Source organism: Paenibacillus sp. sgz302114 (genome assembly GCF_056120345.1).
Genome location: NZ_JBVYOI010000005.1, coordinates 62,444 through 81,710 on the forward strand (window position 1 = coordinate 62,444; position 19,267 = coordinate 81,710).

Annotated in this window: 20 protein-coding genes; 14 read left to right on the forward strand and 6 right to left on the reverse strand. The window is 52.6% G+C overall.

Annotated elements, in window-relative coordinates; translation table 11 throughout:
* The first annotated feature begins 18 nt into the window (after nucleotides 1-18).
* The gene (locus AC0LWF_RS14760; protein ID WP_474652305.1) at nucleotides 19-951 is read left to right on the forward strand and encodes a YutD family protein; all 933 of its coding nucleotides are present in this window, start codon (nucleotides 19-21) and stop codon (nucleotides 949-951) included.
* Nucleotides 952-1,181: 230 nt separating this feature from the next.
* On the forward strand, nucleotides 1,182-1,352 hold the full coding sequence (locus tag AC0LWF_RS14765) for a hypothetical protein (RefSeq protein WP_474652306.1): 171 nt from the start codon (nucleotides 1,182-1,184) through the stop codon (nucleotides 1,350-1,352).
* A 23-nt stretch (nucleotides 1,353-1,375) separates the two neighbouring features.
* Here the strand turns inward: AC0LWF_RS14765 and AC0LWF_RS14770 are convergent, their stop codons facing one another.
* The 3 genes from AC0LWF_RS14770 to ylbJ form a co-directional block, all read right to left on the reverse strand.
* A complete protein-coding gene (locus tag AC0LWF_RS14770; RefSeq protein ID WP_474652307.1) occupies nucleotides 1,376-3,115 on the reverse strand; it encodes an ABC transporter ATP-binding protein in 1,740 nt (579 codons plus the stop codon).
* The gene (locus tag AC0LWF_RS14775; protein ID WP_474652308.1) at nucleotides 3,116-3,913 is read right to left on the reverse strand and encodes an NAD kinase; all 798 of its coding nucleotides are present in this window, start codon (nucleotides 3,911-3,913) and stop codon (nucleotides 3,116-3,118) included.
* A 123-nt stretch (nucleotides 3,914-4,036) separates the two neighbouring features.
* Nucleotides 4,037-5,110, reverse strand: a complete 1,074-nt coding sequence (gene ylbJ, locus AC0LWF_RS14780) for a sporulation integral membrane protein YlbJ (protein WP_474652623.1) — start codon at nucleotides 5,108-5,110, stop codon at nucleotides 4,037-4,039.
* A 691-nt stretch (nucleotides 5,111-5,801) separates the two neighbouring features.
* Here ylbJ and AC0LWF_RS14785 point away from each other — a divergent pair.
* Together AC0LWF_RS14785 and AC0LWF_RS14790 are read left to right on the forward strand one after the other, a co-directional pair.
* Nucleotides 5,802-6,179: a globin domain-containing protein gene (locus AC0LWF_RS14785; RefSeq protein ID WP_474652309.1), complete on the forward strand. Its 378-nt coding sequence runs from the start codon at nucleotides 5,802-5,804 to the stop codon at nucleotides 6,177-6,179.
* 61 nt (nucleotides 6,180-6,240) lie between these two features.
* Nucleotides 6,241-6,939 carry a DUF2225 domain-containing protein gene (locus AC0LWF_RS14790; protein ID WP_474652310.1) on the forward strand — a complete coding sequence of 233 codons (699 nt, stop codon included), beginning with the start codon at nucleotides 6,241-6,243 and terminating at the stop codon, nucleotides 6,937-6,939.
* Nucleotides 6,940-6,995: 56 nt separating this feature from the next.
* Here the strand turns inward: AC0LWF_RS14790 and AC0LWF_RS14795 are convergent, their stop codons facing one another.
* A complete protein-coding gene (locus AC0LWF_RS14795; RefSeq protein ID WP_474652311.1) occupies nucleotides 6,996-7,232 on the reverse strand; it encodes a hypothetical protein in 237 nt (78 codons plus the stop codon).
* Nucleotides 7,229-7,399 (reverse strand): YycC family protein, encoded by a 171-nt coding sequence (locus AC0LWF_RS14800; protein WP_474652312.1) that lies wholly within the window; start codon nucleotides 7,397-7,399, stop codon nucleotides 7,229-7,231. Before AC0LWF_RS14800 ends, AC0LWF_RS14795 begins: the two co-directional genes overlap by 4 nt.
* Before the next feature lie 167 nt (nucleotides 7,400-7,566).
* Here AC0LWF_RS14800 and AC0LWF_RS14805 point away from each other — a divergent pair, with 167 nt between their 5' ends.
* Both AC0LWF_RS14805 and ndk read left to right on the forward strand, forming a co-directional pair.
* Nucleotides 7,567-9,378, forward strand: a complete 1,812-nt coding sequence (locus AC0LWF_RS14805; RefSeq protein ID WP_474652313.1) for a M3 family oligoendopeptidase — start codon at nucleotides 7,567-7,569, stop codon at nucleotides 9,376-9,378.
* Between the two features lie 161 nt (nucleotides 9,379-9,539).
* Nucleotides 9,540-10,028: a nucleoside-diphosphate kinase gene (gene ndk / locus AC0LWF_RS14810; protein WP_474652624.1), complete on the forward strand. Its 489-nt coding sequence runs from the start codon at nucleotides 9,540-9,542 to the stop codon at nucleotides 10,026-10,028.
* A 91-nt stretch (nucleotides 10,029-10,119) separates the two neighbouring features.
* Here the strand turns inward: ndk and AC0LWF_RS14815 are convergent, their stop codons facing one another.
* On the reverse strand, nucleotides 10,120-10,752 hold the full coding sequence (locus AC0LWF_RS14815; protein WP_474652314.1) for a nitroreductase family protein: 633 nt from the start codon (nucleotides 10,750-10,752) through the stop codon (nucleotides 10,120-10,122).
* A gap of 314 nt (nucleotides 10,753-11,066) precedes the next feature.
* Between AC0LWF_RS14815 and AC0LWF_RS14820 the strand changes: the two genes are divergently transcribed.
* The 8 genes from AC0LWF_RS14820 to AC0LWF_RS14855 all read left to right on the forward strand — a co-directional run bounded on the left by AC0LWF_RS14820 (nucleotide 11,067) and on the right by AC0LWF_RS14855 (nucleotide 19,265).
* A complete protein-coding gene (locus AC0LWF_RS14820) occupies nucleotides 11,067-12,218 on the forward strand; it encodes a hypothetical protein (protein ID WP_474652315.1) in 1,152 nt (383 codons plus the stop codon).
* Nucleotides 12,166-13,404 carry a TadA family conjugal transfer-associated ATPase gene (locus AC0LWF_RS14825; RefSeq protein ID WP_474652316.1) on the forward strand — a complete coding sequence of 413 codons (1,239 nt, stop codon included), beginning with the start codon at nucleotides 12,166-12,168 and terminating at the stop codon, nucleotides 13,402-13,404. Before AC0LWF_RS14820 ends, AC0LWF_RS14825 begins: the two co-directional genes overlap by 53 nt.
* 14 nt (nucleotides 13,405-13,418) lie before the next feature.
* A complete protein-coding gene (locus tag AC0LWF_RS14830) occupies nucleotides 13,419-14,255 on the forward strand; it encodes a type II secretion system F family protein (RefSeq protein ID WP_474652317.1) in 837 nt (278 codons plus the stop codon).
* A 26-nt stretch (nucleotides 14,256-14,281) separates the two neighbouring features.
* A complete protein-coding gene (locus AC0LWF_RS14835; RefSeq protein WP_474652318.1) occupies nucleotides 14,282-15,154 on the forward strand; it encodes a type II secretion system F family protein in 873 nt (290 codons plus the stop codon).
* A gap of 24 nt (nucleotides 15,155-15,178) precedes the next feature.
* The gene (locus AC0LWF_RS14840) at nucleotides 15,179-15,367 is read left to right on the forward strand and encodes a Flp1 family type IVb pilin (protein ID WP_474652319.1); all 189 of its coding nucleotides are present in this window, start codon (nucleotides 15,179-15,181) and stop codon (nucleotides 15,365-15,367) included.
* 61 nt (nucleotides 15,368-15,428) lie between these two features.
* Entirely contained in the window at nucleotides 15,429-16,058 is a 630-nt protein-coding gene (locus tag AC0LWF_RS14845) for a hypothetical protein (protein WP_474652320.1), read from the forward strand.
* A 32-nt stretch (nucleotides 16,059-16,090) separates the two neighbouring features.
* Complete coding sequence (locus AC0LWF_RS14850; protein ID WP_474652321.1) at nucleotides 16,091-18,289, forward strand: hypothetical protein; 2,199 nt, start codon at nucleotides 16,091-16,093, stop codon at nucleotides 18,287-18,289.
* Complete coding sequence (locus AC0LWF_RS14855; RefSeq protein ID WP_474652322.1) at nucleotides 18,252-19,265, forward strand: TadE/TadG family type IV pilus assembly protein; 1,014 nt, start codon at nucleotides 18,252-18,254, stop codon at nucleotides 19,263-19,265. Before AC0LWF_RS14850 ends, AC0LWF_RS14855 begins: the two co-directional genes overlap by 38 nt.
* The last annotated feature ends 2 nt before the right edge of the window (nucleotides 19,266-19,267 follow it).

Consider the following 19,267-nt stretch of genomic DNA (forward strand, 5'->3'; position numbering starts at 1 on the left):
AAGGAGGGAGAAGCAGACTTGATCCATATCGGCGGCAGAACCTACGAATTAATTCATGAAAATAGAAATGGCTGGAATTTTGAAGCGTTTCGAGAACGATTCAGTGAAGTGCTGGAACGGTACGATTACGTAATTGGTGATTGGGGATATAATCAGCTGCGGCTCAAAGGGTTTTTCCGTGACAACCATCCGAAGGTGACGCGCGAAAGCGCGATCTCCTCGATGGTCGATTATATTAATGAGTACTGCAATTTCGGTTGCGCTTACTTTGTACTGGAGAAGCAGCCAGGCGGCTCTAAGTCCGGTGAAGACGGCGAGTTGAACGACGATCATGACGGCGAAGATTTCGAACTGGTCGAAGGCGCGCTGGATGCTTATGTGTCCGCTTCACGCGCTGTGGCAGCTACTGCGCAATCGAGCGAAGCGCCTGCGAGCGAGCATCAGCAGGTGAAGTTCATGCCGCGCGCTGAGCGCGATCTGCGCCGTGAGCAGCAGCGCAACAGCCACCGCAAGGACGCCGCGAAGGATCCCGAGAAGGAAGGCGGACGCGAGGGACGCAAGCCGTTCGGCGGCAAGGACCGCGGCGGCGATCACGGCGGCCGTTCCGGCCGGAACCAGCAGCAGGATCGTGGCGAGAAGCAGGAGCGTGGCGAGAAGCAGGATCGCGGCGAACGTGGCGAGCGTAATCAAGAGCAACGCGGTGAGCGTGGAGAGCGCAATCAAGAGCAGCGGGGCGAGCGTAATCAAGAGCAACGCGGTGAGCGGAACGCTGAGCGCGGTGGCGGTGGCAATCGTTCGGATCGTCCGGAACGGAACCGCAACAAGCGGCAGCATTTCAACAACAACAAAGCGCCGGTGGCCGCTGCTTCAGAGCAGTCTAACCACGCGCCGCGCGAACGCGGCAATAAAGAGCACAAAGAGCATAAGGACCATGCTCCCAAGCAATCTTAAATATAACGCCGACTCATCTTACGATGAGCCGGCGTTTTTTGTTGTTGCTGGTCGTGGCGCTGAGAGCATCTAGGTAGGGCCATATTGGGCAGCGGAATTGAGAGATCATATTGGATCTCTCAGTCGACTTTCGGCGCGATTCTGATGCTGAGAGATCGTAATTGATCTCTCAGCGCCAAACTTGGCAATCGAGCATTTTACAATTTCGCTGAGAGAGGAAAAAGCCGCTAATGGAGCAGAAGACGGGAGGATCGGTGAGTTCGAGGGTTTGGAGGTTGAAGGGTTTGGAGGTTGAAGGGTTTGAAGGGGGGGAGGTTAAAGGGTTTGGAGGTTCGAAGGTTGAAGGGTTTGGAGGTTGGAGTGTTGCTGAATTGAAGGTTGGCACTGCACAAAAAAACTGAGAGCGACACTTCGCTCTCAGCTCCTATAAGTACTGCACGTTATAAAGTCGTGCATACGATCCATCCTTCGCCATGAGCTCATCATGCTTGCCCTGCTCCACGATTTCGCCATGCGAGACGACGACGATGAGGTCGGCATGGGTGATGGTGGAGAGGCGATGCGCAACGATGAGCGTCGTGCGGTTCTGCGCCAGCTCGGCGAGCGACTCCTGAATCGCATGCTCGGATTCGAGATCGAGCGCCGAGGTCGCCTCATCAAGCACGAGTATCGCCGGGTCCTTCAGGAACACACGGGAGATCGCGATCCGCTGCTTTTGGCCGCCGGATAGCTTCACGCCCCGCTCGCCGATCTCGGTGTCGTAGCCGCTCTGCAGCGACATGATAAAGTCGTGTGCACTCGCTTTTTTCGCAGCCTCAACAATTTGCTCGATAGAAGCATCGGGGTTGCCAAGCATAATATTTTCGCGGACCGATCCGCTGAATAGAATATTGTCCTGCATCACCATCCCGATATGAGAACGCAGACTCTCCTGCGTCACATCGCGAATGGATCTGCCATCAATCGTGATGTCGCCCTCCTGCGTATCGTAGAAGCGGGCTAGCAAGCTGACGAGCGAGGACTTGCCGCCGCCGCTCATGCCGACAAGCGCGACCGTATGGCCTTGCGGGATCTCCAAGTTAATGCCCCGCAGCACCCATTCGCTGTCACTGCTGTATCGGAACGACACATTTTGAAACCGGATGTCACCTTTCACAGCTCTCAGCGCCATTGCATTCGGCGAATCGCTGATTTCCGGCTGCTCACCAAGCAGCTCCATCACACGTTCCAGCGAAGCGGACGCTTGCGTCAGCTCCGTCGAAGAGTTGACGAGTCGGCGCAGAGGCGCATAGAGCCGGTCCAAGTAGCCGTAGAAAGCGACGAATTCGCCAAGCGTCAGCGACTTCTGCACGACAAGGTAGCCGCCGCAGGCAAGCACGAGCAATGGCGCGATCTCCGTTAACGTATTAATAATCGACTGTGTGAGCGCATTCCAGCGAGTCAGCGCAAAGGCACGCTCCAGAAATGTCTGATTCCGCTTGCCGAACTGCTGCTGCTCGTAGCGCTCCAGCGTGAAGCTTTTTACAACTGGTATTCCGTTCACATGCTCGTTCAGATAACCTTGCATCTCAGCCATCGCTTGCGAGCGCGAGCGGGAATAGCCGCGCAGCCGCTTATACAGCTTCTTGACCGCATAGCCGTAGAAAGGCAGAATGGCGATCGATACGAAGGTCAGCAGCACGTTCATGTTAAACATAATAATGAGCGCCAGCACCAGCGTAAACATATCTAGCCAGATGTTCATCAGTCCCGTTTCGACGAGCGATTTGGTCTGTTCGGCGTCGTTCATCATTCTGGAGATGATCTCGCCGGATTTGCGGTTCTGGTAGAAGCGAAGCGACAGATGCTGGAGATGACCGTACAGCTTGTTCCGCAAGTCAAAAAGCACGCGGCTCGTTGTAAGCTGCGCGAAATATTGACGGTAATATTCGATAGGATAGCGGACGACGACGAAGAGAAGAAAGGCAAGCCCGATCGCCTTCATCAGCTTGGATGTCTTCACATCGACAGGCAAGTCAGCCAGCAGCACGTCGTCGATGACATGTTTAATAAAGAGCGGCAGCGTCAGCGGGATCGCAAATTTGATGATGCCAATGATCAATGTCACCAGAATGAGCCATTTGTACGGCGCGACGATCCGCAAATAAGCGCGATAATGATTCATCTATTTCACATCATAGCCAAGAAACGCTTCGCGCACCCGATTCCAGAATGTGAACGGCCGATAGCGGGCAAAGCTCACTTTCCGCGTCGCGACGCTGCACCGGATGGAACGAATATCGTTTCGAGTAATGGTGAGCTGATCGATCGTCAGCTGCAAGCGCTGGTCTTTGCGCGGAATAATATCGCAGTGATGATGCTGCGGCAGCACGAGAGACGAGCCCAGCGTCCGATAGACGCGATTGTTGATCGACGCGATCTCGGCAATCTGCAGCGATTCAATGGACGGATGAATAACGGCGCCGCCTAAGCTTTTGTTATAAGCGGTACTGCCTGATGGCGTGGACACCACGATGCCGTCACCTCGGAACATCTCGAACAGTTCGTCATTCACATCGATCTGTGCGACAAGCATATTGTTGACGCCTTTGAGCGTGAATTCATTCAAACAAGTATAAGTCGAACGTCCCTCGTCCGTCTCAAGCTCGATCTGCGCCAGCGGATAGCGGACAATACGCGGCTCGCATTCGGCCATCATTCGGACAAGCTCCTCGATTTCATCAGCCTTCCAATCGGCGAAGAAGCCGAGATGGCCAGTGTGGATACCAATAAAGGCAACATCATGAATCCGATCTGCATACGTGTGAAAAGCTTTCAGAAGCGTACCGTCGCCACCGATGGAGATTATGGTATCCGGCATTTCATCGTTGCGCGCAAGTCCACGTGCAGCTGCAAGCTCATGGAAACGATCGACAAGCTCCTTCGACAGCTTATCGCCTCTGTCAATGATGACATAGTTCAAACAAACAAGCCCCTTCCGCTCGGGTAGTATTTTTCTTAAGAGTTAATGTAGCTTGTTCCGCCCGAGGACGAATACAGCCGTTTACACTTTGAATCATAGCGGAAAATGATGCCGAATACAACGTTAGACGGCAGGCCCGAGCCAGTCCCAGAGCACATAGATGAGCCCGGTTGCAATGCAGCCGTGAAGGAATCTGGCGATGATAAAAGGTTTGTAGCGCAGGTCTGTGCGGCTAAGCAAGCTGGCAATCTGCGCATGGACGGAGAGGCCGGCCCACGATAGCACGAAGGAGGCAATCGCCGCTTGATGCAGCAGTCCGCTGCTCGTTGCCGTGCCAGCCGAGCGAGCGCCAAGCGTCACCTCGAACAGACCGTTGACGACTGCATCGGATAGTGCAGGAGGCACGCTGATCAAACCAAGCAGCCCACGTACACCTGTAGCGAGCATCTCGATTCCTCCGGCTTGCCGGAGCAGCTCCATTATGACGGAGAAGACGACGACGAGGCCGCCGACGACGATCATGAGCCGCAGCGCTGCTTGCACGGCGTCCTGCAGCAGGGTGCCGAGTGAACGCCCGTCCATCATGCGGGCGGTATGCATCGCCCGAATCGCTTCGGCGAGGCGGCTCTTGCGCCTGCCGCTGCGCTCTTCCGGTTTAGCCTGCGGCGTCGCTGGCGCTTTCCGATCATGAAACCGCATAAGCAGGCCGATGATGAGGCCGCCTCCGTAATGCGCCGCCGCGAGTACCGGTGCGAGCGCGACGTTATGAAAGAAGCCGACCGAGACGGCGCCGATCAAGAAGATCGGATCCGACGTCGTGGTGAAAGCGACGAGGCGTTCGCCTTCCGCGCGATTGATGAGCTTCTGCTCCCAGAGCTGAGCCGTTAGCCTTGCCCCGACGGGGTAGCCTGAGGCATATCCCATCGTAACGACGAAGCCGCCGATGCCGGGAATGCGGAAGAGCGGCCGCATGAGGGGGTCGAGCATTTTGCCGAAGAAATGGACAATGCCAAGCCCAAGGAGCAGCTCCGAGATGACGAAGAAGGGGAAGAGGGCAGGGAACAGCACCTCCCACCAGATAGAAAGCCCGCGAATGGAGGCTCCAAGCGCTTCGCTAGGAAAGCCGATCATGAGCAGCGTCAGGATGATGGCTGACCACGCCGGTATGACCGCAGGTCGCAATAAATAACGAACGATATGCAAACGTAAGTCCCTCCCCATGAGCGAACAAACAGCTCTATTACTGCTATATGTAGGAAGTGGGACAATCATCACTCTTCGTATTGAAAGGCAGGGAAAGCGCCAGATATTGCCCTTATATTACAGCTGTATTACATTTCGAAAACGCTTGCAAAATTGATGTTATTTTGTTGGACGGTATGATACAATTGTCTCACGTCAATAGAACTTGGAGTGATGACAATGAGTATTATTGCAGGCATTCTCGTCTGTGCATTCGTTTATGTCATCCGCGAGTCACTGGTGGCTCCTGGAGAAGAGGATTACGAAAGCTAAACAACTTGCCGCCATCTATTCGAAACATTACTTACACTACAATGCCCTCTTTATGAAGAGGGCATTTTTTTGCACTCTACATATAGGTAAGAAGACTCAGTTGATTAATGGTTATATTGTCACGTTCACCGATTGTCTTATATTTCTCGCTGCCTCTTATTTCATGAAGCGGCTTCCATCGAGAGGCTTGCGCTAACGATTGAACAGCCAGGCAGGAGACAACGGATGTTACAACCTTTTCGGATGTAAAAGTTCATTAGGTAGCTTTTTTTATTTTCCACCCGAAAGCGTAGTTTTAATCCGCATTGCTTTCATGCTAAAATATCTACAGGAACCAATACAAAAGACCTAAAAATTAAGGCGGTTTATGACGATGAATAACTATAGCACTATATATGAGGCTGTCGGAGGGGCTAGGGGCATCGAAGGCATCGTACAGGCCTTTTATCCTAAAGTACAGCAGCACCCGCTGCTGGCACCACTTTTTCCGGCAGATATTATACCCGTGATGGAGAAGCAAACGAAGTTTCTGACGCAATTCTTTGGAGGGCCTTCCTTGTATTCCGATGAATACGGGCATCCGATGATGCGGGGGAGACATTTGCCTTTCCCAATCACCCCTGAACGGGCTGAGGCATGGCTTGGCTGTATGCGCGAAGCGCTCCGTGAGACGGACTTGCCCGAGGCGCTGCAAGAGCTTGTTATCGACCGGTTATCTGGACCTGCGCATCACTTTGTTAATCAACCGTAGACTTAAGGTGCGATTTAGTCGCTACTTAAACCAAACACAAATTTGAGGGAGACGTGAGTATATGGAGCCGCTCTATTTAACATCTATTACATGCATTTGCTGTGAGACGACCTATAAGACATCACGCGTGCGCCCAAGCTTTAAGAAACCGTCGAATCGAGATACGGATTTCTGCTCGCATTACAAAACAGATTTTAATCCTGACTATTATGTCGTTCGCGTCTGTCCTCGTTGCGGCTTCGCTTCTACAGAGAATGGTGCAGAGCGTATGACGGATGTACAAAAGAAGGAATATTACGATACATTCGGCAGCCGCTGGATCCATCGCGATTACGGAGGCAACCGCACGAAGGAGCAGGCGCTGGAATGCTATAAGCTTGCGCTCCTCTGCTGCGGAATCATTAAGGAGAAGGATCGGGTCGTTGCAGGCCTACTTCATCATATTGCTTGGCTGTACCGTTACGAAGGGCTTCAGGAACAGGAGCAGCGTTTCCTGCGGTTTGCGCTTGAAGCTTACATAACCGTCTTCGAGACAGAAGGCGGATCGCTTAACAACGCGAAGCTGATGTATCTGATCGGAGAGCTGCATCGCCGGGTTGGCGAGCCTCGTAAAGCGGTCCAATGGTTCTCGCGAGTCGTGAATGACAAGCGGATTACAGATGCTTCTATGATCCGGGCAAGCCGTGACCAGTGGCAAATGCTGCGCGAGAATAACAATAACGAGCTGTTTGAAGATGAACCAGCTGCAATGAATGCATAAATGAAGAAAGCCGCTCAGGGCGTATGCCCGGGCGGCTTTACTTATTATGCTTCGCGTTATGCTTCGCGCAGATTCGTATCGGTAAGCAGGTAATCCTGGTCCGCATCGACAACCGTCACGCGGCTATGGCAGCAAGGAAACACAAGCAGCTTCTTACGGCCGGAACGAATATGGTCAAGCTCCTTCGGTCGCAGCGGCAGCAGGACGTTATCCTTGTGACAGAACGGGCAGGAAGAGACATATACGTCTTTCATAATGATATCATAAGGCCATGCACGCTCGAACGGGATCACTTATTGGTGTCTCCTTTGGGCTCATCAGCTGCATTTTTATTAGCAAGCTCAGCAATCTTTTGCAGCAAAATATGTTTCGGCATATGCATCAGATGCTCCAGCGGTACACCAAGCTCCTTAGAAAGCTTGATCGCCGTTTCCGGAGACAGCTGTAATGGTTGCGTCATCGTCGTTCCACTCCTTATCTCTAGTATTGGCACTGCTTGCATAAGCAGGGCTTCATGCTTCATAGTATGGGTAATGTATGAGTAGGGGACAATCCTCAAACGGTTATACTTTCAGTTATACACTGACACTGCTAATTTCGCAAATAACGATAACGAGGTGGAAAATAATGGAAACAGCATATCCGCAAGCGTGGGATTTGGAAGTGTTGTATGCAGGCGGCTCGCATTCAGGGGCATTCTTGCAGGAATTAAGCGGCATCGAAGCTGATATTGAGGGGCTGTCGCAGCAACTGACGGAGGCGAAGTCAGAAGGTGCGGGAGCTCCTTCTGTGGAACAGCTGAATAAATGGACGGCTGCCGTGCAGTCCATTCTACTGCGAATTCGCCAGTCGGATTCTTTCGTAAGCTGCTTGCAGGCTCAGCAAATGAAGGATGCGGCTGCGAATGCTCTTGGTGATCGGGTGAAGACGCTGTCGGCGAAGTTCAATGGCGCGCTGACTGCTTTTGACGAGCAACTGCTGAACGCCGATGATGCTGCTTGGACAAGCTGGCTTCAAACATCGGAGTCTGTTGCTCCTGTTGCTTTCGTATTGAATGAGCGGCGTGAAGCGGCGAAGGAGAAGCTGCCTCCAAGCCAGGAGGCTCTTGCTGCGGAGCTTGCGGTCGACGGTTACCATGGCTGGGGCGATTTCTACAATACAATCGTCTCCCGAGTCCGGTTCGAGGTGACGGAGGACGATGGCTCGGGCAATGAAGTGAAGAAGCAGCTGTCCGCAGGTCAGATGAGCAACCGTCTCTCCAACAGTAAACGCGCAGTGCGTGAGGCAGCGTTCGAGGAGTGGGAGCGCGAATGGAATGAGCAGGGCGACTTGTGTGCGGATACGATCAACCGCATCTCGGGCTTCCGTCTGAAGTTATATGAGAAGCGGGGCTGGGGCTCTGTGCTGAAGGAGCCGCTCGCGATTAACCGGATGAGCGAAGCGACGCTCAGCGCGATGTGGGTAGCCGTAACCGAGGGCAAGCCGAAGCTGGTCAAATACTTGGAGCGCAAGGCGGAGCTACTCGGACTGAAGCAGCTTGACTGGCATGACGTAGGCGCACCGCTCGGTTCTTCGCATAAGGTTGTGCCTTACGATGATGCCGCACAAATTATTCTGGAACAATTCCGCGCGTTCAGTCCTGATCTGGCGGATTTCTCCGAGAAGGCATTCCGCGAAGGTTGGATCGAAGCGGAGGATCGTCCCGGCAAAAGGCCTGGAGGCTTCTGCACGGCTTTCCCGAAGAGCGGGCAGACGCGTATTTTCATGACCTATTCAGGTACGGCTTCCAATGTCTCAACGCTGGCGCATGAGCTGGGGCATGCATATCATCAGCATGTCATGAATGATCTGCCGCCGCTGGCGCAGGAGTATGCGATGAACGTGGCGGAGACGGCTTCGACTTTCGCGGAGATGATTGTGTCTGACTCTACGCTCAAGGCTGCGACAGACCGTAGCGAGAAGCTCGCGCTGCTCGACGATAAAATCCATAGCGCTGTTTCGTTCTTCATGGACATCCACTGCCGCTTCTTGTTCGAGACGCGGTTCTACGAGCGCAGGGGGCAAGGAATCGTCACGCATGAAGAGCTAAGCAAGCTGATGGAGGATGCGCAGGAGGAGGCGTTCAGCGGCGTGCTCGGCAAGAAGCACCCGCATTTCTGGGCGTCGAAGCTGCATTTTTATCTAACGGATGTGCCGCTCTATAACTTCCCTTACACGTTCGGATATTTATTCAGCTGTGGCATCTATGCAGTGGCGAAGAAGGAAGGCAGTTCGTTCGCGGACCGTTATGTAGCGTTGCTTCGTGATACAGGGCTTATGACCGTAGAAGATCTGGCGCAGAAACACCTCGGCGTAAGGCTGGATGAGCCCGGCTTTTGGCGTGAAGCAGTTGGGCTGGCTTTGGAGGACGTTGATACGTTCCTCGAGTTGACGAGCTAACCGTATTGTAGGAAGCAGCAAGAATAAGAATAGAATCCCCTGAAAAGTGAAATACTGGCATATAGAAGGAACGGTGCGGCCTGTGTTATAAAGCAGGTGAATGCGCCGTTTTTCTGTCAGCAAGCTTACGTTTTCGAGAAAGGGGATTACAGAACGTGCAAGTGGAACAGACATTTGTAATGGTGAAGCCAGACGGCGTGAAGCGGGGATTAATCGGACCGATCATTACGCGGTTTGAGCAGAAAGGATTTACACTAGCAGCTATTCAGCTGCGGTCGATTGACCGGGCTCTCGCGGAGCGGCACTATGGAGAACTGAAATCGAAGCCGTTCTTCGGTGAGTTGGTCAATTACTTAACATCCGGGCCAGTCTGCGCGATGATATGGCAAGGGGAACATGCGATAGAGAATGCGCGCTCCATCATTGGCAAGACGAATCCGGCGGAAGCAGCGCCTGGCACGATTCGCGGTGATTTTGCCCTCGATATTGCCGGCAATATTGTACATGGCTCGGATTCCCCGGCAAGTGCAGAGCGGGAGATCGGATTATTCTTCGGCAGTGCTGGTGATGATAAGGCAACGACGGTTCTGGATCCGGTACATCTGGTTACTGGGACGGACCTAGAGCATGGCGAACGAACGATTCATTGATAGTATGCCCAAAAATGATGAAAGCCCTCGCGATTCTCATTGCTGAGAACGGAGGGCTTTCGCTGTTGTATGATAAAGAAAAATGTTTAGATTAGAACGTTTCGTTGATAACGAGCTTGTCGAGCGGAAGGCGTGCAGTTGGACGTCCTGGTGCTGCTGCTTCGCCGATTGCGATCATCATAACCGGGATGAAGCGCTCAGGGACGTTCAGTGCTTCTACGAGCTTCGCTTTATCGAAGCCGCCCATTGCGACTGTGTCGTAGCCTTTTGCTTTCGCAGCAAGCATCAATTGCATAGCAGCAAGACCTGCGTTCTTGTTCGCTTCGTCACGAGCTACTTGTTCGAAAGAGTACGCGCCTTCGATTTGGTTCACCATGTTGTCGCGGATTTCTTGCGAAATGTGGCCAGCTGCCAGCATGCCGTCAAAGATTTCGCGGCCAGTAATATTCGCTTGCAGGTCGCCAAGAACGACTACGACTGCGGAAGCGTCAGAAACTTGCTGTTGTCCATAAGCAATTGGAAGAACCAGGTCCTTCTGAGCTTGCTCTTGAACGACGAGGAAACGCCATTGTTGCAGGTTCCAAGACGATGGCGCCGCAGCAGCCAGCTCCAAAATTTCGTTCAATGTTTCTTGCGGAATAACGACATCTCTCTTGTATTGGCGAACCGAGTGGCGCTCGCGAATTACGGTTTCAGTTGAAACCACTGTTTTTGTTTGTGTCATTGTATATCTCCCTCTCCTTGGTGTTGGTTTAATTGTAAAAATAAGTAACTAACTTACTTTTTGGTTTATCACTTACCTTAGTATAGTTCACTTACAAAAGATAAGCAACTTATTTATTTGTGAACTTTTATGGAAAAGCAGCTAAAAACTAGCTCAAAAAACATTTGACGATGCGACAGCTTCTGTGGTAAATTATGGTCAATTATTAAATAGGACTGCTTACGGAAGCACCGTAACTGCGCAGATGATCTGCGTCGTTATGGTGCTTTTTTTGCGTCCATTTCATTCTTGATGCAAGCCGAAGGAGTGTGGAAATGATCAATATGAACAAGAGAAGCCTCATTCTTGCTGCCGTAGATACGGATTATACCGAGCGGCTCGCGGACTATATTCGCCATTCGTCTTTCGGGGAGAGCTGGCAGCTGACTGTGTTTACGAATCCGGCAGCTTTGCTTAGATTTATCCGCGAGGGATACGTTGTAGATTTACTCGCTGCTGATGTAGAACTGTTAGGGGAGCTTGACGGCTTGACGGATGGGCTGCCGATTGCTGCGCTTGTGGATGGAGGCGGCGCTCGGGCGTCGGGATACGCACATGAAATTGTGAGGATCCAACCGTTGCCGCAGCTGCTGCAAGCTCTAACTGCTGCTTTCGCAGCTTATGGCGGTTTGGCTTGTCAGAGTCGGAGCAGTGCCTTGGACGGAGAGAGAGTCGCTGTCGTTGCAGTGTACTCTTCTTCCGGTGGTATCGGGAAGACGACTCTCGCCTTGCAGCTCTGCCAGCAGGCTGTCATCTCGGGAGCGCGTGTCTTCTATCTGAACCTTGAGCAGTGGAACTCGTGGGTGCTGGGGGAGGGAAGTGAGGGCAGCGAGGATATGGCGCAGCTGCTCTATTTGGTTCAAACCGAGCCAGAGCGCGCTGTCACTCAGCTTATTGCGCTGCGAAAGCGGCATGTGGCGTTAGGTGTTGACTATATTGAACCATGCGGGAATGCTGATGAACGGCTCTCACTTACAGCCGAGCATGTAATGAAGCTGATTGAGACGATTAAGGTGACTGGCGATTATGACATGGTAGTCGCTGATTTGGATAGCAGGATGGACTCCATGCATGTTGGCGTGTTTGAAGCTAGTCAGCATGTGATATGGCTAGTCTCGCGGCACCCGGTCAGCATACGGAAAATGGAGCTGGCGAAGGAATATGCCAAGCAGAAATACGGAGATGCATTCCGTCAGCTGAAACATAACGTTCACATCGTGCAGGTTGGGAGCGGAGGCGAGCTTCCTTATGTACTAGAGCTGGCTGAAGGCTATGGCGAGGGCTGGCTGGGGTTAGGAGCTGGTACATCGGCGTATCGAGGGGCGGTTGAAGCACTGATGGTACGGCTCGGGATTTCAGGAGGAGGAGAGCGCCGTGGACGAAGCGACAGTACTGCAGCTAAAGGAGCAAATACGCGGCCAGCTTGAGCTTGGCAGTGCAATGACGGATGAGGCATTCAGGAGCCGGATCGAACGGACGGTGTTCCAGTGGTGCCGGGATCATCCGATGGCGGCAGCGGAGAAAGCGGTGCTCGTTCACCGATTATTTCATGCTTTTCGTGGATTGGATTTGCTTCAACCGCTAATGGATGACCCTTCGATCACGGAAATTATGATCAACGGTCACGAGGAGCTGTTCGTGGAGCGGGATGGTCAGCTCAGCCGGCTGCCTTCGGCATTCGAGAGCAAGGAGCGGCTGGAAGATCTCATTCAAACAGTCGTCGCAGCTGTAAACCGCGTCGTGAATGAATCTTCGCCAATCGTTGATGCGCGGCTGAAGGATGGCTCACGGGTACATATCGTGCTGCCGCCGATTGCGCTGAAAGGGCCGACAATGACAATTCGTAAATTTCCCGAGAAGCCGCTGCTGATGGATGATCTGGTTGCGCGAGAAGCTCTGTCGGTGGAATCAGCTGTTCTGCTTGAGGCGCTGGTTAAGGCTAAATACAACATCTTTATAAGCGGTGGAACAGGCTCAGGCAAAACGACCTTTCTTAACGCATTATCGCAGTTTATCCCTGCGGATGAACGAATCGTAACGATTGAGGATGCGGCAGAGCTGCAAATCCGCTCGGTGCCCAATCTCGTCTCTTTGGAAACACGGAACGCGAATACGGAAGGGAAAGGGGCGATCTCAATGAGAGAACTCATTCGAGCGTCTCTTCGGATGCGACCGAACCGGATTATCGTAGGCGAGGTACGGGGAGGGGAGTGCGTCGACATGCTGCAAGCGATGAACACTGGTCATGATGGCAGCTTATCCACCGGCCATAGTAATAGCGCGAGGGATATGACGGCTCGTTTGGAGACAATGGCACTGAGCGGCGCAGACCTGCCAATTGGAGTCATTCGGAAACAGATCAGCTCGGCTATTGATATTATTGTCCATCTGGCAAGGCTGCGTGACCGTTCACGGAGAGTGACTGAGATATGCGAGGTAACCGGTGTAGCTGGCGGCGAGGTCATGATTGAGCCGATCTACTTGTTCGTTGAAGAGGATGAAATCGAGGGACGAGTAATTGGCGAGCTGAGACGAACTGCTCATCGGTTGCAGCGGAGCTGGAAGCTACGGATGGCGGGGCTGGGGATGGTAGCGGAGCGTGAGGGGGCTTGAAGAGAGCGCTCCAGATGCAGGACCGATGGAACGGTTGGTTGCATTGGCTAGGCTGGCCGGGGGATTCGGTGAATGAGCAAAGCTCGAGGGCAGCAGGCGGAAACGGTAAGCTGCCGCATTATGATCAGTATCATTTGACAAGGCGTGAATTTCATATCGCGGCATGCACCGGCTGCTTGATTGTATTTATAGCAGCGTACTTGTTCTATCATTCGATGATTGCTGCTGCCGCGCTTGCAGTAGCGGGCATTATTGCTCCGCGTTCTCACCGCCAATCGTTGCTTGCTCGGCGAAGACTGCGGTTGTCACTGCAATTTAAAGAAGCGCTATATTCTATCGCTTCCTCACTGGCTGCCGGCAGATCTGTCGAGAATGCTTTCGTCACGGCGCTTACGGACCTGAGGCTGTTATACCCGAACCCGCAAACCGACATTCTTATCGAATTCGAAATTATTGAAGCGCGAATGGCATTCGGCGAGTCGCTTGAGCAGGCTTTGCTTGATTTCAGCAAGCGGGCTTGCATGGACGATATTACGCAATTCGCCGATGTGTTTGCGACATGCAAACGGTCTGGAGGAGATTTGGTTGAAGTGATTCGCCGAACTTCGCAGACGATCGGGGAGAAGCTGGACATTCAGCAGGATATTGCCGTTATGATCGCACAGAAGCGATTCGAATCTCGCATTATGATGGCTGTTCCTTTCGTGTTTCTTGCTTTCATGAGCTTTGCAGCTCCTGATTATATGGCTCCGTTGTATGGCGGGATAGGCTATGTTCTGCTCACAGCGGCACTTCTGCTGCTTGGTCTGTGCTACGCACTCATGATTAAAATAATGAATATTCGCATGTAACAAAGCTTCAGTCTGAGGAGGCCAGGATGGTCCTATCAATCGTAATCGGCAGTGTGCTCTCAGTGGCATGGCTAGCGGCTGTAATTTACTGTGAACGGCAAGGTCATAGAGGCGCAGTTCGGGGCGGGCGTTCCAAAGTTCCGATCGACCGCTTGATTAGAGTTCCGTTCCAATTCATGCTGCAACGGTCGGGTATTCTGGACCGGATGGGACCGCTCACGGCAAGTCTACATAGCAAGCTGTTTATCCTAAATGGCGGCAGCTGGTCCGTCCATTCAACGAATAGCTACATCGCTGGAGTGGCAGCTGCCGGTTACGGCGCAGTTTGTGGAGCGGCTTGGCTGAGCGCTCTGAGCGGTGAGCAAGCGCTGCTGTATATCGGGCTGCTGCTCGGGATCGTCATTCCCGCCGCGAAGTGGAGAGATGCCTCGGGAAAAGTCGAGAAGCGCAGACAGGACATGTTGCTGCTGCTGCCAGAGGTGATGAATAAGCTCATGTTGTTGATTGGAGCAGGTGAGAACATTCAGCGGGCACTTCTGCGCTGTGCGGAACGAGGAGATGAGAAGGCGAATCAACCGCTGCTCGTTGAACTGCGCAAGGTGAATGAAGCGGTGCGTAACGGTGAATCATTCGCAGCAGCGCTGGAGCTGCTCAGCAGGCGATGTGCGGTGCAGGAAGTGTCGTTGTTTACGACGACACTACTGCTCAATTACAAGCGTGGCGGAGATAAACTCGCACTCTCCTTGAAGGAGCTGTCGTACTCCATTTGGGAGAAACGCAAAGCGGTGGCAAGAGTTCGCGGGGAAGAAGCATCGTCGAAGCTGGTTTTCCCATTGGTCGGTATTTTCTTTATTCTGATGGCGCTCGTCGCATCGCCGGCGATTCTATTAATAAGGTAATTCATAAGGAGAAGGAGTGACTGCATGATGAACAATGTAGGCCGAGCAATACAACGATTTTGGAAGGAAGAAGAGGGGATTGGCACGTTAGAGATCGTGCTGATAATTGCGGTCATTATTATTTTGGCGCTGCTGTTTAAGGATTGGATTATAGAATTAATGAAGAGCTTGATGGGCGATGCGGATGATAAAGCGAACGAGATCTTCAATTAGGACGTGTGCTTGGCGGGAGCTTCTAAAGAGGGAGGATGGCGGCTTTACACTGGAGGCGAGCATGGTCTTTCCTGCGATTTTTATAGCGCTTCTTGCGTTGCTGCTGCTCAGCATGTACACCTATCAGCATGTCGTCCTTTACAAGAATGCTTCGCTTGCCGCAGAACGGACGGCTTTTCGCTTTGATAACAGCTACCGAGATGCAGGGAGCGGGATGGGAGCGACAGGTCAATATGACGGATTGTACTGGCGGATGGCAGAGAATGGCGCATTGCAATCGCTGTTTAACAGCGGCGGAAGCGGGGCGAGTGAAGGGGATGAAGTGACTGTGCAGATCGGTCCGTCTGTGAAGCCATCTCGAAATGAGGATTATTCAATCCCGCTAACGGAGCGCAAGCTTAAGTCTGGAGCTGGATACGTGAAGGAGCCTCTTGCTGGTGAAATCTCGGTTAGCGGGTTACTGGAGAAGGAAATCGTTGTGAAGCTTCGTCATCCTATGACCATTCCGATACTGGATCTATTGAAAGGGAGCTCAGAGCCTCAAACGGCGAGCAGTGCGGCTGTTGTGGACCCGATAGAGCTTATCAGAAATGTCGATTTGGTTCGGTATTATGCCGATCGATTTGACGGTTCTGAACATGAAGGCGAGAAAGAACAGGCGAGACAGATTCTAGGTGAGCGCGGTCGGTAAATAACCGATTGAACGAAGCATACAGGAGGGCGGTGGCAGCATTGAAATTGAGCGGTTACTTGGTTGCTCGCTTCTGGAGACGGGCAGATGGCGCAGTTAGCCTTTATTTGATAGTCTCGACTGCTGCGATGATGCTGCTCACTTCCTTGCTTATTGATTTTGCGAGAATCGCTGCTTTTGGGAGGCAGAGCGAGCTTGCTGCACAGTCAGGTATTCGTTCCGCATTGTCCGCCTATGATGCTGGGTTGTATGAACAATATGGCTTATTCGGAACTGGTGGATCTGATCGGGGGGAGCTATTCGATCATGCTGTAGAGCATAATTGGACGGCGGAGACAGCAGGCAGCTTCAGATTGCTGGATATGAAGACGGAAGCATCACATGTGGACAGCTATGAAGTGCTTGGCAATCATGCGGTATTTAAACGGCAGGTGCTGGAGGAGATGAAATACAAGGCACCGATCGACTTTACGCTTGAGATCGCATCGAAGTTTGCTCCGATTGCTGGTGCGATGAAAGAAGCATCAAACTCAGTAGAGCTGTTAGAGCAGGTTCAGCAGCTATATGAGGAGAGGGAGAAGCAGCTTGATGATGTGCTTGCCTTACAGAAACAAGCCGCAGCCGCAGCTTCGGAGCGGTTGCCGACTCTGATCTCATCCACGGGGCCATCCATTGTGAACGGCTACGGGATTTACGTGAGCTGGAGGAACGAGGATGCATCGCTGGAGGAGGGTGAGGAACCATCTCACCAAGCGGAGATAGCTGCTTATGTAAACTATGCCGTGGCTGACTCGACCTCTATTGCATCAAGCGGCAGCAAGGCGCTTAGCCGTCATCGCGAGTATGAGCAGCAAGCACAGGCAGCGCTGCTAATGGCGAAGCAGGATAACGCTTCGATACAGGCGGCGGCTGACAGGCTCAGTGAATCGCAAGCAAGCGGTGGATATGACCGAATACACCTGAATGAGATCGCAGGCCGCGAGTCGACTTCAATGACTTCAGCAGATTTGACTAATCTGCAGCAGACAAGATGTGCTGTCTTGGAACTGGTGCTTGAAGAGGATTGGTTCGAAGCTTATGCGGGGGAACTGGAGAAGCAAACAAGAGCTATACAGCGTGTGAGCGACCAAGCGGCGACATTCAAAGCTGCAGTTAGCTCAGCGCTTGCAGGGCAAGGTTCTTCGTCGTCCATGCAACTAGCACTCCAAAGCTTGCAGCGAGCCTATAAAGATTATGAGCAGCTTTATGGAGCGACAGGCTCGATCATCCAGTCAAGGGAGTCGGAGCGCAAGAAGCGCCAAGCGAGCGACAGGGAGCGGAAAGCAAATGAGGCGGCTTCGAGCAGCAAGCTTGGTGAAGTCAAAGGGCTTCTGGAGCGAATGAAGTCTGCTCCCGAACAAGAGGCAAACAGCAGAGCGTTCCAACAAGTGAAGAAGCGGATGGAAGCCAACTTGAAGTTTAATCAAGCTGCTGCGCAGTCTGAAGTACCAAGCAGTGGGTCGCTTGGAGAGGAAGCCGGCGAGACGGTGAGGCAGTCGATGAGCGCGGTGGGGACGATCTATAGCGGCATGGCAAATCTGCTAGAGGATGTCCGTGATCCGCTCTACATCAACGAGTATGTGGCACATCGGTTCCAAGCCTTTGATCCTAAGCAGATCGCATTGAGTGGTGGTCAGCAGGGGAGATTCTCCCAGGCGCTAACACTGGGAAATCAGGAAGTGGAATATATACTTTATGGTTTTCATGAGCCGGCCTCCAATGTAGCGGCTGCTTACGGCGAACTGTTTGCATTAAGGCTTGCCGTGCGAACGATGGAGGGCTTCATCGAATGCCGTGCTCTTGGACATCCGCTGCTTGTATTCTCCGCTGCGGTTCTGTATGGCATCGAAAAAGCGATGGCAGACATGGCTGCTCTTAGCGAGAAAGGAAGCATCCCGTTGTCCAAATACGCTCCGGCAGAGCTTAGCTATTTGGATTATTTGCGGCTATTTCTCATCCTACATGGCGTCAGCGAGGCACGAATTGCAAGAATTATTGCTGTTATTGAACAGAACACAGACACCGACCTGTCGCGGGTTTCTACGGGATTGACTGGCGAGCTTACGGCATCGGTGAATCTCTGGTTTTTGCCGGGGCTGATGAAGAGCTTCACGGTGAGCGGTATTTTGAACGGAAAGGTGAAAGGGAATCGCTATGAAACGACCCGCACAATCGGTTGGTCCTATGGATAAGCGGCTGAGGTGTGAGAGCGGGAGTATAACGCTGGAAGCCTCGCTGATTATGCCGATTGTGCTTATGGTGTTCATTTTCCTCATCTGCTTCATACGGCTCAGTATGGTACAGATGGCGCTTCATGGCGCCGTTTCACAAACGGCGAGAGAAGCCGCGGCGAACATTCGCCCTGTGGAGCTCGCCATGGAGAAGTTTGTTTCAAGCGATGATGCCGAGGGAGAAGTCGAAGCAGAAGCAGAAGCAGAAGCAGAAGCAGAAGAGGAGAGCTCACAATCTTCGACTCTGGCGGAGCTTCCTGGAATAAGTATGGTTGCAGACAAGTTGGAGAGCTGGCTTCCGCCGCCATCCGGACCGCTTCTTGCGGCTGCGCTGCGCGGAGATTGGAAGCCGGTCCAAGATGCAGCTGCAACAGAGATTGGCCGCTCGATCGTCGAGCCACTGTTGATCCGAGCGGCGGATACGGCAGTGCTCAAACCGGAGCGGCTGCATCTCAGCAAGCTGTCACTGCCGGACTTAAAGAGCAAGCAGGACGCCTACATGCTAATCGAAGCTTCCTACAATTTCAAATTGGGATTTCCATTCACCAAGAAAGCAATCGTGCTCAAGGAGCGGGCGGAGGAGCGGGTATGGGTCAGCGATCGGACTCCGTCTTTATCTGGCAATGCTGGCACCGCGGGACTTGCGGATCCAATCCAAATCGTACTCATTGAGCCAACTCCTGCCCGGCCAGGCAATAAAGCAAGAGTTGTAGTAGAGACGACACCAGGCAGAAGCCTGTCCATCGAAGTGCTCTATAAAAGCGGCAGAAGCGTTGCGAAGCATCTGGGAAATACGATTGCGAGCAACGATGGTATGGCGGAGTGGACTTGGCTTGTTTCGGGCAACACGACACCTGGTGTATGGGAAATCGTTGTTACTTCCAGCGACGGTGGCAAAGCAGCAAGACATTTTGTCGTAGAGAAGAAGACAGATTGAGG